The sequence below is a fragment of the Arthrobacter sp. 10T413_2 genome, from assembly GCF_056394205.1.
Genome location: NZ_JBFTHK010000045.1, coordinates 1 through 15,238, shown reverse-complemented (window position 1 = coordinate 15,238; position 15,238 = coordinate 1). Strand labels below are relative to the sequence as shown.

Here is a 15,238-nt window from a genome sequence, read left to right as displayed (position 1 = left end):
GCAGCGCGTGCAGGATTCCACAGGGGCCGGGCCGGAGTATCCGGGCGACCACGCCGTGACGGACGACTTCGGCCTGGCCGGGGTCCCGGACGCTTTTCAGCGTCTGTGGACCCCGCACCGGATGGCGTACATCAAGGGGGGCCAGCACCAGTTCAAGAACGTGGACGACTGCCCGTTCTGTGTCGCGCCCGAGCGGGAGGACGAGGACTCCCTGATCGTGTACCGGGGCCGGACCAGCTACGTGGTGCTGAACCTCTTCCCGTACAACCCGGGTCACCTGCTGATATGCCCCTACCGGCACATCCCCGATTACACCGATCTCACGGTCGAGGAAACGGCGGAATTCGCCGAGTTGACCCAGACGGCCATGCGGGTGTTGCGGAAGGTCGCCAACCCCACCGGCTTCAATCTGGGCATGAACCAGGGCGTCACCGGCGGGGCGGGTATCGCCGGCCACCTGCACCAGCATGTGGTGCCGCGCTGGGGCGGGGACGGGAATTTCTTCCCCATCATTGCCCAGACCAAGGCGATCACGCAGACGCTCGGCGAGGTTCGCCAGCAGGTGGCCGACGCCTGGCCGCAGGAAATGCCCGCGGAGCAAGAGGCAGCCGGGGAGCAGGATGCTTAACAGGCACGCGCGCGGGTTCTTCACCGCGCTGTTTTCTCCGGTGGCCMGCTGGCTGCTGAAGATCGGCGTCTCCCCGGACGCCGTCACCGTGGTGGGCACGCTGGGTGTGGTGGTCGGCGCGCTCGTGTTCTACCCGCTCGGGCAGCTCTTCTGGGGAACCCTGTTCATCACGGCCTTCATTTTCTCCGACGTCATCGATGGCATCATGGCCCGGATGCAGCACCGCGGCGGACGGTGGGGCAACTTCCTGGACTCCACCCTGGACCGCGTGGCCGACGGCGCCCTGTTCGCCGGCGTCGCCGTCTGGTTCTTCACGGGAGGCGCCAATCCGCCGATCGCCATTGCCGCCGTCGTCTGCCTCGTGCTGGGCATGGTGGTCTCTTACGCCCGGGCCAAGGCGGAGGCCCTGGGTTTTCACGCCAACGTCGGCATTGCCGAGCGCGCCGAGCGGCTTGTGTCCGTGCTGGTGGTCACGGGACTCACCGGACTGGGCCTGCCCTCAGTGGTGCTTTTCGTCACCCTGTGCCTCCTCGCGACGGCGAGCCTGGTCACCGTGGTCCAGCGCATCATGACTGTCCACCGCCAGTCGCTGGAGGAACCGGACGGCACCGCCTCCGAACGGGCCGCCTGAGCAGGCCGCGCGGCGTCCCGGCGGGCGGGCAGAATCCCCGGCCCCGGGCGCATTTGGGCTGCTGTAACCAGAATTCTGCCGCGCCCCGGCCGGGGGCTAGTATTAGCTTTACCGGCCAATGGATCCGGTAATCCGGTGTGTGCGAGGCACGTCATGAACGTGCCGTCCGCGCCCCGGCGAGGTCATCTATCTACCCATAGGGGTTTTTGTGTCTACACCTGATGTAAGCAGCGAAGCCGGCGCGTCCGCGAAGAACGTCACGGGCAGCAGCCGCGTCAAGCGCGGCATGGCTGAGATGCTCAAGGGCGGCGTCATCATGGACGTCGTCAACGCCGAGCAGGCCCGCATCGCCGAAGACGCCGGTGCCGTGGCCGTGATGGCGCTGGAACGTGTTCCGGCCGATATCCGTGCCCAGGGCGGCGTGTCCCGTATGTCCGACCCGGACATGATCGACAAGATCATCGCGGCCGTATCCGTGCCGGTCATGGCCAAGGCCCGGATCGGGCACTTCGTCGAGGCACAGGTCCTGCAGTCCCTGGGAGTGGACTACATCGACKAGTCCGAGGTCCTGACCCCGGCCGACTACACCAACCACATCGACAAGTGGAAGTTCACGGTTCCCTTCGTCTGCGGTGCGACCAACCTCGGTGAGGCGCTGCGCCGCATCAACGAGGGTGCGGCGATGATCCGCTCCAAGGGCGAGGCCGGCACCGGGGACGTCTCGAACGCCACGACGCACATGCGCCAGATCCGCGCCGAGATCAAGAAGCTCGCCTCCATGCCCGAGGACGAGCTCTACGTCGCGGCCAAGGAACTGCAGGCCCCGTACGAACTGGTCAAGGAAGTCGCCGCGACCGGCAAGCTCCCGGTGGTCCTGTTCACCGCCGGCGGCATCGCCACCCCGGCCGACGCCGCGATGATGATGCAGCTCGGCGCCGACGGCGTGTTCGTCGGCTCCGGCATCTTCAAGTCCGGCAACCCGGCCCAGCGTGCCGCCGCCGTCGTGAAGGCCACCACCTTCTACGACGACCSGGACGAGATCGCCAAGGCCTCCCGCGGCCTGGGCGAAGCCATGGTCGGCATCAACGTCGACGAGATCCCGCAGCCCCACCGCCTCGCAGAGCGCGGCTGGTAGCGTTCGCGCCTTTGGGGGCGCCGGACGGCGCTGATCCTCTGCGTGCTATTCCCCGCGCCGTGTTKGCAGCTGAGAGGCTGCTCGGGGCGCGGGGCCCCTTTTACGCACGCTGCCGGATCACACCGCCCTTCGCCTTGCGCTCCTGATTGAACGACGCCGGGCGGTCGCCTTCTTAGGTGGCCGCCCGGCGTCGTTTGCGTTCTGCGGGGGTCAGTCGAGGCCGCGGCGCTTCAGCAGCGGTTCGAGGTCCGCGTCCCGGCCGCGGAAGGCACGGAATGACTCCAGCGGGTCCCGGCTGTTGCCGCGGGAKAGCAGCTCCGCCCGGAAGAAGTTGCCGTTGTCGCGGCTGAGGCCGCCGTGTTCCTTGAACCATTCCACGGTGTCGGCGTCCAGGACTTCGCTCCAGATGTAGGAGTAGTAGCCGGCGGCATACCAGCCGCCGGCAAAAATGTGCTGGAAGTAGCCGGTCCGGTAGCGCGGCGGGATCAGGCTGTGCGCGATGCCCGCCGCGGCKAGGGCCTTGGCTTCGAATTCCACGGCATCCTCGGGGATGTCGGAGCCGTCCAGGACATGCCACGCCAKGTCCAGCAGGGCCGCGCCGAGGTATTCCGTGGTGCCGAAGCCTTCGCCCCAGAGCTGCGCGGCGTTGAGTTTGTCCACGGTTTCCTGCGGCAGGGCCTCGCCGGTCGCATGGTGGCGTGCATAGTTGGCCAGGACCTCGGGCCACATGATCCACATTTCGTTGACCTGCGACGGGTATTCCACGAAATCCCGCGGCACGTTCGTACCGGAGAACCGCGGATAGGTGACGGCGGAGAACAGGCCGTGGAGGGCATGGCCKAACTCGTGGAACGTGGTGCGGAGCTCGTCCAGGGTCAGCAGGGTGGGCTCGCCGGCCGGCGGCTTGGAGATATTGAGGTTGTTGATCACCACCGGACGGGTGTTCAACAGTCCGGACTGCTCCACGAGAGAGTTCATCCACGCGCCTCCGCGCTTGGTGTCCCKCGTGTAKTAGTCGCCCAGGAACAGGCCCAGGTMCGTGCCGTCGGAATTCTTCACTTCCCAGACGCGCACGTCCGGGTGATAGCCGGCCAGGTCCGCGCGCTCGTGGAACGTGATMCCGTACAAGGCGTTCGCCGCGAAGAACACGCCATCATTCAGGACCCGGTCCAGCTCGAAGTACGGGCGCAGGGCCTGCTCGTCCACGGCGTACCGCTCACGCTTGACCTCGGCCGAGTAGTACGCCCAGTCCCAGGCCTCAAGCGGGTGCCCGGCAGCCTCGGCCAGCGCCTCGGCCTCCGCGTCGGCATTGCGGACGGCGGCAGGGGCCAGCCGGCTCATCATGTCCTGCACGGCCTGGAAGTCCGGTGCCGTCTGCCGGTCCACCGTCAGCTCGGCGAAGTTCGCGAACCCGAGAAGGCTCGCCTTCTCGGCGCGGAGCCGGACCATGTCCTTGACCAGATCGAGCACATCGAAGCTGCCGCCGTCGCTGCCGCGGCCGATMGAGGCCTCGTAGAGCCGCCGGMGGACATCCCGGTTCGAAAGGGCGGCCATGGCGGGCTGGTTGCTGGGCTGGATCAGCGTCAGCAGGAACTTGCCCTCGTGCCCGGCGGACCGCGCGGCCTCGGCGGCGCTGGCGATGTCGTCGTCGGGCAGCCCGGTGAGGTCGGCGGCGTCGTCCAGCAGCAGGGCAGCAGACTTCATGCCTTCCTTGACGCGCTGCCCGAACTCGGTGCCGAGCCTGGCAAGCTCGGCGTTGACGGCCTTGAGCCGCTCCTGGCCGGCGTCGTCGAGCTGGATGCCCGAGGCACGGAACTCCTTGAGGTATTCGTCCACGAGCCGGGCGGACTCCGCGTCCAGGGCGGTCGTGTCCAGCGCCGCGAAGCGTTCGTAGAGCCCCCGGTTGAGGTACACGGCATCCTGGTGGGCGGAGAAGAGCGGGGAGAGGCGGGTCTCAAGATCGCGGATGGCATCTGAGGCGTGCGCGGAAACCAGCGTGAAGAACGAGGCGGCCGCCCGTTCCAGGAGCCGGCCGGAACGTTCCATGGCCAAGGCGGTGTTCTCGAAAGACGGGGCCGCCGGGTCGGACACGATGGCCTGGATCTCGGCGAGATGCTCAACCAGGCCGGCCTCGACGGCCTCGGCGTAGTGCGCGTCTTGGATCTCCGCGAAAGGCGGCAGGCCGTAGGGCAGGGTGCTGGGGCTCAGGAAGGGATTGGTCATGAAGCGACTCTTTCATGCAGGACGCGGGTTCTCAACGATCCCTTCAGTGTGTTGTGATTCCGMCCACCGTAGGATGGCCGGCATGGGGAACCTCAGTGCCGGTCTGCGTGGCCGGGCCGTTGCCGCTGCCTCAGCCGTTGCCTCAGCCGTTGTCCTGGCGGTGTTGTTGGTATCCTGCGGACTCCTCGCCGGACCGGGCGAACCAAGTCCGTCGTCGGCAACCGGCAGCCCCGGGGAAGYGGCAGAGGGCCCCGGGCCGCCGTCGGGTACGCCGACGCCGACGCAGGCACCGACGCCGACGCCKGCGCCGGGGAGGGGTCCCGGCTGTGCGGCCGTCCGCTGCACCTCCGTGCTGGTCACCGGGGACATGCTGGTTCACCCCCAGCTCTGGCAGCAGGCCCGCGAGGACGCCCGCGCTGCCGGTGCGGCGGGGCTGGACTTCGGGCCGTTGCTGGAGGGCCAGCGGCGCTACATCGAGCAGAGCGACGTGGCGATCTGCCATCTGGAGACCCCGGTGGCGGGCCCGGACGGACCGTTCTCCGGGTATCCCTCCTTCAACGTACCGCCGCAGATTATCACCGCCGTGCGGGGTGTGGGCTATCAGGCCTGCACGACGGCCAGCAACCACACGGTTGACCGCGGCACCGCTGGACTCGTCCGCACCCTGGACGCCCTCGACGCCGCCGGGCTGCGGCACACGGKCTCATACCGGACCGAGGCGGAGTCGCAGGGAGTGCTGATCCTGCAGACTCCGGCGGCCAGAATCGCCGTCGTGGATGCCACATACGGCCTCAACGGGCTGCGTGCCGAGCAGTCCTGGCAGGTCGACCTGCTCGATGCGGCCGCAATGATTTCCAAGGCGCGCAGGGCCCGGGCATCGGGCGCGGACATCGTGTTGGGGGTCATGCACGCCGGCGATGAGTACTCCAGTGAGCCGAACGCCMAGCAGCGGGAGGTCGCCCATACGCTTGTGGACAGCGGCCAGTTCAGCATGATCTACGGTCACCACAGCCACTCGGTGCTGCCGATCGAGAAGTACAAGAGCACGTGGATTGTTTACKGGCTCGGCAATGGCATCACGGAACTCTCTCCGTMGTTCGTGGTCAACAACGAGGGCCTGCTGGTCCGKGTGCAGTTMAGCCAGGACGCGGCCGGGGCCTGGGCTGCCTCGGACCTGGCCTGGGCGCCGTCGGTGGTAGTCCGAGGACCCTACCGCTGGTGTTCGGTGGCTGCCGACGCGCCGCAGGGCCGTTGCGCAGGTCCGGCGGCGGACGCCGCCACGCGCCGGCGCACCACGGCAGTGGTGGAGTCGATGGGCGCCGCGGCGGCGGGCGCTCACGAGCTTATTCTTTCCCGGAAGCCCTAAGCTTGGGCGGCATGGATCTKATCAACGAACGGCGGCGTACCGTCGCGTCGGACGGGGCGGAGCTKGCCGTGTTCGAGTTTGGCCCGGAACCGGGACCGGACGTGCCCACCCTGCTCCTGGTGCACGGCTACCCCGACGACCATCGGGTGTTCCTTCCGGCCATCCGCGAGCTGGCCCGGACCCACCATGTGGTGGCCTACGACACGCGGAACGCCGGCGCCTCCGCCGTTCACGGCCCGGACGGGGACTATTCGCTGACGACGCTCGTGGACGACGTCTTCGCCGTGCTGGCCGCTGCCGGCACCCCGGCGGTCCATCTCGTGGGGCACGACTGGGGGTCGATCCAAGGGTGGGCAGCCGTGCAGGACCCCAGGGCGGCCGGCCGGATCAGCCGCTATACGAGCATTTCCGGCCCCGACCTGGGGCACTTCTCCCGCTGGATCCGGCGGCGCATCCGGAACCCGCGGGCCTGGCCGGAGCTGGCAGGGCAGCTCCTGCGCAGCTGGTACGTCGGGGCGTTCCTCCTCCCCGTCCTGCCGGAAGCCGCGTGGCGGCTGTTCCTGACCCGGCGCTACGAAAGGACGGCCAAGCGCGACGTCGGCAACGATCCCGTCCGGGGCCTGGCCCTGTACCGCAGCAACTTCCGCGGCCCGCGGAAACCGGCCGCCCCGGTCCGGGTGACCGTTCCGGTGCAGGTCGTGGTGCCGCTGAAGGACCCGTTCCTGGCGCCGGGCCTCGTCGAGGGGCTCGAAGTGTGGGTGGACGATGTAACAGTCACCAGGGTGGACGGCGGGCACTGGTGGCCCGCCACCMGGCCGGCCGAGTTCGCGGCACTGTTGCGGCAGTCGGGAGCAACGCCTTAGGGCGGCATGGTGATGGCGGGGTTGGCCGGGGACGAAAGATCACCGCGGAACGGGGTGTTCCGCAACGGGATGGACTACGTGACGTGGGGCCGGGGCGGGAAGTCCCTGCTGTTCGTCCAGGGCGGGCCGGGGAGCTCTGTGCCCCGGKGGCTGTTGGGAACCCTGTTCCGGCGGGAGTTTGATGCCTACCTCAAGGCCGGCTACGCCGTCTGGATCGTCACCCGCCGGCGCAACATGCCCCCGTCGCACACGGTCGCCGACATGGCTGAGGACTACGCACGGCTGATTGCCGAGGAGTTCGGCGGACGGGTGGACCTGGTGGTGGCCGAATCCTTCGGCGGAATGATCGGGCAGTACCTCGCCGCCTTCCACCCGGAGTCCTTCCSGCACATCGCCTTGGTGGTCACGGGGGCCGAGCTCAGCACGTGGGGCAAGGACGTGGATCACCGGATTGCTGCGGCCGTCACCGGTGGCGATACGGCCGGTGCGGGGACTGCCCTGGCGGAGTACCTCGTCCGCGGTCCGCGCACGCACTGGCTGCGGACGCTGGCAGGACMCGTCGTCGGCAGGCGCGTGATGGGCCGTTCCGGCTGCCCCGCCGCGGACGTCCTGACCGAGGCCCGGGCGGGGTTGGCCTTCGACGCGCGGTCCGTTCTGCCGCTGATCCGGCCGCCCGTCCTGCTGCTMTGCGGMGGCCGGGACGCGTTCTTCCCTTCGTCCGTCATCGAGGAGACCGCGCGTCTGATCCCGGACTGCACCCTCACCGTCTATCGGCGATGGGGCCATGTCCGGACGGCATCCAGCAGACGGGTGCCCCGGGACGTCCTGGCTTTCGTCCGGGCGTGTTGATGGCAGACCGGGCCGGTGGACAGCTACGCGAACCAGACCGGCACCGGCCCGCGGGCTACCCGGCGGCGGGCGGCTGTTCGGTGCCGGCGRTGAGGCCGAGGGTCATGAAGACGCTGTGGGGATCGGGCTCGTAGCCGGCGAACGGCGGGCATTCCGCGAAGCCGTGCCGGTTATACAGCCGCCGCGCGGGGGCGAAAAACTCGTGGCTGCCGGTCTCCAGGAACAGCCGACGGTACCCGCTGGTCCGGGCCTCTGCCAGGAGATGGCGGAGCAGCGCCGCGGCGACGCCCCGCCCGCGTGCCGGTTCCGCGGTGCGCATCGACTTGATCTCGCCGTCGCCGGTGGCCAGGTGCTTCATTGCCGCGCAGCCAAGAAGCCGGGAATCCTCCCGCGCGGTCCAGAAACTGATGCCCGGTCCGGCMAAGGCGGCGGGATCGAGGGCGTGGACGCTCTCCGGCGGGGAGGTCGCGTACATGTCGGCCAGGTGGCCGGCCAGAAGCTGCCGGACATCCTCCCGATCGGGGGTGTCCCGCTCAATCAGCATGCCGTCGCCTGCCAGGGAATCAGCGTGGCCGGCGTGCGGCGTGCTCACGCGCCAGTACCGCGTAGGAGTCGTCCGGTGTGCCCGGCGTGAAGCTGCCGTTCTTGCGTTCGACGGCGGTCCGGATMAGGAAGTCGGCCAGGGCCGGGTTCTTGGGGAGCAGCGAGCCGTGCAGGTAGCTCGCCACGATGTTGCGGTAGCGGGCGCCTTCCTGGCCGTCGGTGCTGTTGTTGCCGGTGCCTTTGGCCGTGGTTCCGAGCGGCTGCACGCCCGGCCCCAGGGTGGTCTGGCCGCTGTGGTTCTCGTAGCCGAGGATGTTGCCGAACTCGGGGGAGGAGACAGTGACGTTCCCGATCAGGCGTTCGTCGGTGCCGTGGGTCTCCACGTCCAGGATGCCGATGCCCGGGATGACCGAGCCCAGCCGGGTCTTGAAGAACTTCCCGAAGAGCTGGTAGAGCCCGCAGATCACGAGCATCGGGGTGCCGTCCTCGGCCAGTTGCTTCAGCGTGGACTCGCGGGAGAGAAGGTCATCCTGGATGACGAGCTGTCCGCTGTCCTGCCCGCCGCCGCCCACAATGAGGTCCACGTCCGCGGGGAACTGGTCGCCGACGTTGTACTCGAGCAGCTCCGGCGTGTAGCCGTGCCAGCGCAGCCGCTGGGCCAGGACCAGGGCGTTGCCCCAGTCGCCGTAGATGTTCATGTCCCGCGGGTAGAGCTGCAGGACCCGGATGGTTCCCTTGCCGGGGGCGGCGGAGTCTTCGGGGGGGAGCTCGTGCCCGAAGGAGAGCTCGTGCGATTCCGGGGACTGGGGGGYCATGAGACCACCTCCACTGTGGTGATTTTGGACAGCTCGCGGCGGATKGCCAGCATGGCCGTATACGTGCAGAAAACCCGTTTCGGCTTCCCCTGGGCGCCGCGGATGAACGCGGCCAGCGCCGGCGCGATCTCCGTGTCGACGGCGCCGATGGCGACGTCGTCATACTGCAGGCGCAGCGCCATGTCGTAGGCGCGGGAGCCCGTGAGCTGGTCCACGCCGCCGTCGCGGAGCGTGTCGAATTCGACGTCCCACAGCCAGGACATGTCCCGGCCGTCGGCGTAGTTGTCGTTGATCGCGATCATCGTGGCGTACCCGGCGGCCGGGAAGGATTTCAGGCCGAGCCGGAAGCCGCTGGGGTTCTTGACCAGCACCAGCTCCAGCGGCAGGCCATCGACCACAAGGCTTTCGCCGCGGCCGAACGCCGGCGCCACCTTGGACAGCGCCGTGAGCAGGCCGGCCTGGTCGGTCCYGGTGCCGCGGGCGCCGGAGACGCCGCGGGCCAGGGTCAGCGCKGCGGCGGCATTGAAGATGTTGTAGACGCCGCGCAGTTTCATCCSCGTGGTGACCGTCGCGCCGTCGTACTCGAAATCGGCGTCGTCGGCGCCCACGCGGCGCAGCACGACGTCGGCGGCCGGCCGGGCGGCGGCGGMCGGGACCGGGCTCCCCGGGGCCGCACGCATGTCGTCGTCGTTGGGGAAGGTGCTCAGGAGGGAATCGTCCAGCMCGAAGTAGAGCACCTCCGGCCCGTCCAGGGTCGCCGCGATCCGGGCGACGCGGGGGTCTTCCCGGTTCAGGACAACGGTGCCGGTGGTTTTGGCGGCGATGTGCTGGAGGAGCTCGGCGGTCTTGTCGATCTCGCCGAAGCGGTCCAGCTGGTCCCGGAGGACATTGAGCAGGAGGCTGTAGCGCGGCGGGACCTTGTTCACGAAGTGCACCGCGTGCGCCTCGTCCAGTTCCAGGACCGCGACGTCGGCATCCAGCCGGCCGCGCCAGTCCACCTCGCCCAGGAGCGCCGCCGCCACGCCGCGGGTGAAATTGCTGCCGGTGCGGTTCGTGAAGACCTTCAGTCCCTGGCTCTCCAGCAGTTCCACCACCATCTTCGTGGTGGTCKTCTTCCCGTTCGTGCCACTGACGACGGCGACCCCCAGGGGCAGCGTGGACAGTGTCCGTTGCATGAAGCCGGGATCGATTTTTTCGACCACAAGCCCGGGAAGGGCCGAGCCTCCGCCCCTGAGCCGGGAGACCCGGCGGACGAGCTTGCCGAGCGGAACGCTGAAGTAAAGCATGCTCTGTAATATATCCCAGCAGAGGCATGGAACCCGGACGCCGGGGCCCGTTGCATGCGTCCCCGGCAGGCGCGGCACATTATGCTGTGGGGATGACCACCCCCTCTATTTCCCCTGAATCCCGCGCGGGAACAGGGCTCCGGATCGGCGTCCTGGCGCTTCAGGGCGATTTCCGGGAGCACCTGCATGCCGTTGAGGCCGCCGGCGCCTCGGGCGTCGGGGTCCGCCGCCCCGCCGAACTTGACGGCCTGGACGGACTCATCATCCCCGGCGGCGAGTCGACCACGATCGACAAGCTCTCCAGGATCTTCGGACTCCGCGATCCGCTGCGCGAGCGCATCCGGGCCGGCCTGCCCGTCTACGGCTCCTGCGCCGGCATGATCCTGCTCGCGGACGAGATCGCCGACCCCGCGACGGATCTGGCCGGGAACCCGCAGCAGACCTTCGGCGGGCTCGACATCACCGTCCGCCGCAACGCCTTCGGCCGGCAGCGGGAGTCCTTCGAGACGGACCTCGACTTCAAGGGGCTGGAGTTCAGCGCCGACGCCGGCGCCGTGGCGCCGGTCCACGCCGTCTTCATCCGCGGCCCCTGGGTRGAGCGCGTCGGCGAGGGCGTCGAAGTCCTGGCCCAGGTGGAACCCTCCAAAGCCGGCCACCCCGAGTCGTTGGACGGGACGGCTAGAATTGTTGCTGTGCGTTCCGGCCAGCTGCTGGCGACCTCCTTCCACCCGGAAGTGACAGGGGAAGAACGCGTGCACGAACTGTTTATTCGAATGATCAGAGGAGAAGCGTAAAGCATGTCAGGCCACTCCAAATGGGCGACGACCAAGCACAAGAAGGCCATCCTCGATAGCCGCCGGGCCAAGTCCTTCGCCAAGCTGATCAAGAACATCGAAGTCGCCGCGCGCATKGGCGGCCCGGACCTTGCAGGCAACCCGAGCCTGGAACTTGCTGTCACCAAGGCCAAGAAGACCTCGGTGCCTGCTGACAACATCGACCGCGCCATCAAGCGCGGAGCCGGCCTCACCGGCGAGGTCGTYGACTACACCKAGATCATGTACGAGTGCCGCGGCCCGCAGGGTTCCGCACTGCTGATCGAGTGCCTCACGGACAACAAGAACCGCGCCGCCTCCGAGGTCCGCCTCGCCATTTCCCGCAACGGCGGCACGATCGCGGACCCCGGTTCGGTCAGCTACCTCTTCAGCCGCAAGGGCGTCGTCTCGCTGCCGAAGAACGGCCTGAGCGAGGACGACGTCCTGATGGCCGTCCTCGACGCCGGTGCCGAGGAAGTCAAGGACAACGGCGACACCTTCGAGATCCACTCSGAGCCCACCGACCTGCAGGCCATCCGTGACGCGCTCAAGGAAGCCGGGATCGAATACGACACCGACGAGGCCGAGTTTGTGCCMTCGATGCAGGTGCCGCTTGACCTCGACGCCGCCAAGAAGTTCATGAAGCTCGTCGATGCCCTGGAGGAACTCGACGACGTCCAGAACGTCTACAGCAACGCCGACCTCAGCGACGAAGTGCAGGCCGCACTGGAAGCCGAGTGACGCTGTCACGTCGTCGTGATTTCGAGGCCCGGTCTTGACGGCCCCAGCGTGACGCTGCGCGTCCTGGGCGTTGACCCGGGCCTCACCCGTTGCGGCATCGGAGTGGTTGACGTCGAAAAGAACCGGCGCGCCACGATGGTGGCGTTCGGCGTCGTGGGATCCTCGCCCGAGGAGAGCCTGGACCAGCGGCTGCTCGTCATCGCAACCTCGATCGACGAGTGGCTGGACACCTACGAACCGCACGTCCTCGCCGTTGAACGGGTTTTTTCCCAGCTCAACGTCAGCACCGTCATGGGGGTGGCCCAGGCCTCCGGCGTGGTCATCGCGGCCGCCGCGCGCCGCGGCATCCCGGTGGCGCTGCACACGCCGTCGGAAGTCAAGGCCGCCGTCACGGGAAGCGGCACCTCCAACAAAGACGCCGTCACCAAGCTGGTGACCAAGATCCTCCGGCTGGACGCGCCGCCGCGCCCGGCCGACGCCGCCGACGCCCTCGCCCTGGCCATCACCCACGCCTGGCGTGCCGGGAGCGGCACTTCCACCAAGGATGCGGTGAACACGGGGCCGGGMAGCCAGTCCCTCACCCCMGCCCAGCGCGCATGGGCCGACGCCGAGGCAAAAGCGCGCCGTGCGCGCTGAATGTCCGCGGCGCTTGCTAGGCTATTCGTAGATATGTTCGGATAACYGGGTTGCCCTTCCTTGATATGCCCGGTTTCGCTGTAACCCCAGGAGCCCGGCTTTGATCAGTTTTCTTCGCGGAACCGTAGCGCATGTTGGCCTGTCCTCCGCCGTGATCGACCTCAACGGGGCCGGCATGAGCGTCAACGCCACGCCGCAGACCCTCAGCAGCCTCCGGGTGGGGGACGAAGGCAAGCTGTTCACGTCCCTGATCGTGCGCGAGGACTCGCTGACGCTCTTCGGCTTCGGGAGCGACGACGAGCGGGAAGTGTTCGATGTCCTGCTCAGCGTCAGCGGCGTCGGACCCCGCCTCGCCCTGGCCGTGCTGGCCGTCCATGAACCCGAGGCCATCCGGGTGGCCGCCCACTCCGGCGACGGCAAGGCCTTCACGAAGGTCCCCGGCATCGGACCCAAGGTGGCCGGCCGGATCGTGCTGGAACTCGCCGGCAAGCTCGTACCGCACGGCACCGCGGGTGCGTCGGTCCCGTCGGTGTCCGCCGAGTCCGTCTGGAAGCCCCAGGTCATCGCGGCGATGACCAGCCTGGGCTGGTCCGAAAAGGATGCCGCCGCCAGCATCGACAAATCCCTCGCCGATTCCCCCGATCTGGCCGCCAACGGCAACGTGGCGGAAATCCTCCGCGCAACCCTGCGGTGGCTGGGCCAGGACGGCGCCCGCGCCGGGAACCGGGTAGGCGCGCGTGGCTGAGCCGTCGATTGTCACCGGGGGAGAGGAGCCGGAGGAGCGCGCCATCGAAGCCGCCCTGCGGCCCAAGAACCTCCACGACTTCGTCGGCCAGCACCGCGTCCGGAAGCAGTTGTCCCTTGTCCTGGAGGCCTCGCGCATGCGCGGCCGCAGCGCGGACCACGTGTTGCTTTCGGGTCCGCCGGGCCTGKGCAAGACGACACTGTCCATGATCATCGCCGCCGAAATGAACGTTCCGCTGCGKATCAGCAGCGGGCCGGCCATCCAGCACGCCGGCGACCTCGCGGCCATCCTGTCCTCGCTCTCCGAGGGCGAAGTCCTGTTCCTGGACGAAATCCACCGCATGTCCCGGCCGGCAGAGGAAATGCTGTACATGGCCATGKAGGACTTCCGCGTCGACATCGTCGTCGGCAAGGGCGCCGGCGCCACCGCKATCCCGCTGGAGCTGCCGCCCTTCACCCTGGTCGGCGCCACCACACGGGCCGGCCTGCTTCCCGGGCCGCTGCGAGACCGCTTCGGCTTCACCGGCCACCTCGAGTTMTACTCCGTCGAGGAGCTGGAACTCGTCCTGCGGCGCTCGGCCGGGCTGCTGGATTTGAAGGTCAACTCGGCAGGATTCAGCGAGATCGCCGGACGGTCCCGGGGCACGCCGCGCATCGCCAACCGGCTTCTGCGGCGGGTCCGGGACTGGGCGCTCGTGCACGGCATCGAACAAATCGATGCCAGGGCGGCGTCCGCTGCCCTGGACATGTACGAGGTAGACAAGCGCGGCCTGGACCGGTTGGACCGCGCCGTTCTGGAAGCCCTCATTACCAAGTTCGGCGGCGGCCCCGTGGGCCTGTCCACCCTCGCGATCGCAGTCGGCGAGGAAACCGAGACMGTGKAAACGGTCGCCGAGCCCTACCTCGTTCGCGAGGGGCTGCTGGGCCGGACTCCGCGGGGCCGCATTGCCCTGGCGCCGGCATGGACCCACTTGGGCTTCGCCGTTCCCCCCGGCGTCTTCGGACAGGACCCGCTKGAATTGTTCCAGGCTGACGAKCCGGACGACGGCGMGCAGGGGGAGCCTGGCGGCAACATCGCTGAGGAATCAGGTCCGGAGCGGATCCGAAATAGCCGCTAACACCGTTCCTCCAGCTTTTCCCTTTAGACTGGTATGACGCTCGGCACGTTCGGGTTTTGTTTCCGTGGGCGGAGAGCAGGTAGCCGCCGGCGGTTGGGGGATGGTCTCTCTGCCAGCTTGCTGTGCAGGCCTCTGCCGCGCCGCCCGGAGCAAACGGACGTTGCTGAAAAACAGCTATGCAAGTACAGAACGGAACTTTCCCCTTGGATCCAATGACAATTCTCCTGTTCGTCATGCTCGGCGTGTTCGTCTTTATGATGTTCCGCCGCAACAAGAAGACGCAGCAGCAGCAGGCGGAGCTCCAGTCGAAGTTCGGGCCCGGTGTCGAGGTCATGACGAGCTTCGGACTGTTCGGCCGGATCGTCGACATCAATGATGCGGAGAACAAGGTCACGCTGGAACTCTCCCCGGGCAACACCGCCACCGTGCACCGCCAGTMCGTCACCAAGATTGTGGAGCCGGTCGTTGCCGCCGACGAGCCGACGGTTGTTCCTGACGACGCATCCTCGCTGACCCTTGACAAGCCGGACGCTGAGACGCCGGATAACGCTGCCGCTTTCAACGAGCCGGCCGGCACTGAAACTCCCGAGGAAACCCTGCGCCGCCTCAACGACGAAGGTAAGAAAGACAGCTAGTCTGCCTACCTGAGCCATCCCGCGAAGCAACGGTTGCGGGCATCCGTCGGCGGGGGCCAAGTGCCCGCGCCGGCGGATCCGCCGTAAATAATAGAAAGATCGACAATGGCACGAACTGGCCCCAAAAACTCAGCCATCAGGATGCTGGTCTGGCTCGGCGTAATCATCGCCGCCATGACGGCCGTCCTGGCGGGCGGCACGATTGCCGGCCAG

The 15,238-nt window shown here is 68.2% G+C and carries 16 protein-coding genes; 12 read left to right on the top strand and 4 right to left on the bottom strand.

The window, feature by feature from the left end; all coding sequences use genetic code 11:
- Positions 1-7: 7 nt before the first annotated feature.
- The 3 genes from AC1DBQ_RS09725 to pdxS all read left to right on the top strand — a co-directional run bounded on the left by AC1DBQ_RS09725 (position 8) and on the right by pdxS (position 2,394).
- Complete coding sequence (locus AC1DBQ_RS09725) at positions 8-628, top strand: HIT family protein (RefSeq protein ID WP_476928315.1); 621 nt, start codon at positions 8-10, stop codon at positions 626-628.
- Positions 621-1,259, top strand: a complete 639-nt coding sequence (gene pgsA, locus AC1DBQ_RS09720) for a phosphatidylinositol phosphate synthase (protein ID WP_476928302.1) — start codon at positions 621-623, stop codon at positions 1,257-1,259. Before AC1DBQ_RS09725 ends, pgsA begins: the two co-directional genes overlap by 8 nt.
- Before the next feature lie 208 nt (positions 1,260-1,467).
- Entirely contained in the window at positions 1,468-2,394 is a 927-nt protein-coding gene (gene pdxS, locus AC1DBQ_RS09715) for a pyridoxal 5'-phosphate synthase lyase subunit PdxS (RefSeq protein ID WP_476928301.1), read from the top strand.
- Positions 2,395-2,604: 210 nt separating this feature from the next.
- On the opposite strand, the gene AC1DBQ_RS09710 is transcribed toward pdxS, so the two are convergent.
- Positions 2,605-4,617 carry a M3 family metallopeptidase gene (locus tag AC1DBQ_RS09710; RefSeq protein WP_476928300.1) on the bottom strand — a complete coding sequence of 671 codons (2,013 nt, stop codon included), beginning with the start codon at positions 4,615-4,617 and terminating at the stop codon, positions 2,605-2,607.
- Between the two features lie 82 nt (positions 4,618-4,699).
- Here AC1DBQ_RS09710 and AC1DBQ_RS09705 point away from each other — a divergent pair, with 82 nt between their 5' ends.
- From AC1DBQ_RS09705 to AC1DBQ_RS09695, 3 genes are all read left to right on the top strand, one after another.
- Positions 4,700-5,983 (top strand): CapA family protein, encoded by a 1,284-nt coding sequence (locus AC1DBQ_RS09705; protein WP_476928299.1) that lies wholly within the window; start codon positions 4,700-4,702, stop codon positions 5,981-5,983.
- A gap of 68 nt (positions 5,984-6,051) precedes the next feature.
- Positions 6,052-6,846: an alpha/beta fold hydrolase gene (locus AC1DBQ_RS09700; RefSeq protein WP_476928298.1), complete on the top strand. Its 795-nt coding sequence runs from the start codon at positions 6,052-6,054 to the stop codon at positions 6,844-6,846.
- 54 nt (positions 6,847-6,900) lie between these two features.
- On the top strand, positions 6,901-7,695 hold the full coding sequence (locus AC1DBQ_RS09695; protein ID WP_476928297.1) for an alpha/beta fold hydrolase: 795 nt from the start codon (positions 6,901-6,903) through the stop codon (positions 7,693-7,695).
- A gap of 55 nt (positions 7,696-7,750) precedes the next feature.
- Here the strand turns inward: AC1DBQ_RS09695 and AC1DBQ_RS09690 are convergent, their stop codons facing one another.
- From AC1DBQ_RS09690 to AC1DBQ_RS09680, 3 genes are read right to left on the bottom strand one after another with little or no spacing between them, the layout of a single operon-like run.
- Entirely contained in the window at positions 7,751-8,239 is a 489-nt protein-coding gene (locus AC1DBQ_RS09690; protein WP_476928314.1) for a GNAT family N-acetyltransferase, read from the bottom strand.
- 19 nt (positions 8,240-8,258) lie between these two features.
- The gene (locus tag AC1DBQ_RS09685) at positions 8,259-8,936 is read right to left on the bottom strand and encodes a type 1 glutamine amidotransferase (protein WP_476928313.1); all 678 of its coding nucleotides are present in this window, start codon (positions 8,934-8,936) and stop codon (positions 8,259-8,261) included.
- A complete protein-coding gene (locus AC1DBQ_RS09680; protein ID WP_476928296.1) occupies positions 8,933-10,339 on the bottom strand; it encodes a MurT ligase domain-containing protein in 1,407 nt (468 codons plus the stop codon). Before AC1DBQ_RS09680 ends, AC1DBQ_RS09685 begins: the two co-directional genes overlap by 4 nt.
- Before the next feature lie 92 nt (positions 10,340-10,431).
- Here AC1DBQ_RS09680 and pdxT point away from each other — a divergent pair, with 92 nt between their 5' ends.
- The 6 genes from pdxT (at position 10,432) to yajC (ending at position 15,025) form a co-directional block, all read left to right on the top strand.
- Positions 10,432-11,133, top strand: coding sequence for a pyridoxal 5'-phosphate synthase glutaminase subunit PdxT (gene pdxT, locus AC1DBQ_RS09675; protein WP_476928295.1), 702 nt, complete (start codon positions 10,432-10,434; stop codon positions 11,131-11,133).
- A 3-nt stretch (positions 11,134-11,136) separates the two neighbouring features.
- On the top strand, positions 11,137-11,892 hold the full coding sequence (locus tag AC1DBQ_RS09670) for a YebC/PmpR family DNA-binding transcriptional regulator (protein WP_476928294.1): 756 nt from the start codon (positions 11,137-11,139) through the stop codon (positions 11,890-11,892).
- A 48-nt stretch (positions 11,893-11,940) separates the two neighbouring features.
- A complete protein-coding gene (gene ruvC, locus AC1DBQ_RS09665; protein WP_476928293.1) occupies positions 11,941-12,528 on the top strand; it encodes a crossover junction endodeoxyribonuclease RuvC in 588 nt (195 codons plus the stop codon).
- A gap of 100 nt (positions 12,529-12,628) precedes the next feature.
- Positions 12,629-13,273: a Holliday junction branch migration protein RuvA gene (ruvA, locus tag AC1DBQ_RS09660; protein WP_476928292.1), complete on the top strand. Its 645-nt coding sequence runs from the start codon at positions 12,629-12,631 to the stop codon at positions 13,271-13,273.
- Positions 13,266-14,390, top strand: coding sequence for a Holliday junction branch migration DNA helicase RuvB (gene ruvB, locus AC1DBQ_RS09655; protein ID WP_476928291.1), 1,125 nt, complete (start codon positions 13,266-13,268; stop codon positions 14,388-14,390). The genes ruvA and ruvB overlap by 8 nt, the downstream gene beginning before the upstream one ends.
- A 212-nt stretch (positions 14,391-14,602) precedes the next feature.
- Positions 14,603-15,025: a preprotein translocase subunit YajC gene (gene yajC / locus AC1DBQ_RS09650; protein ID WP_476928290.1), complete on the top strand. Its 423-nt coding sequence runs from the start codon at positions 14,603-14,605 to the stop codon at positions 15,023-15,025.
- The last annotated feature ends 213 nt before the right edge of the window (positions 15,026-15,238 follow it).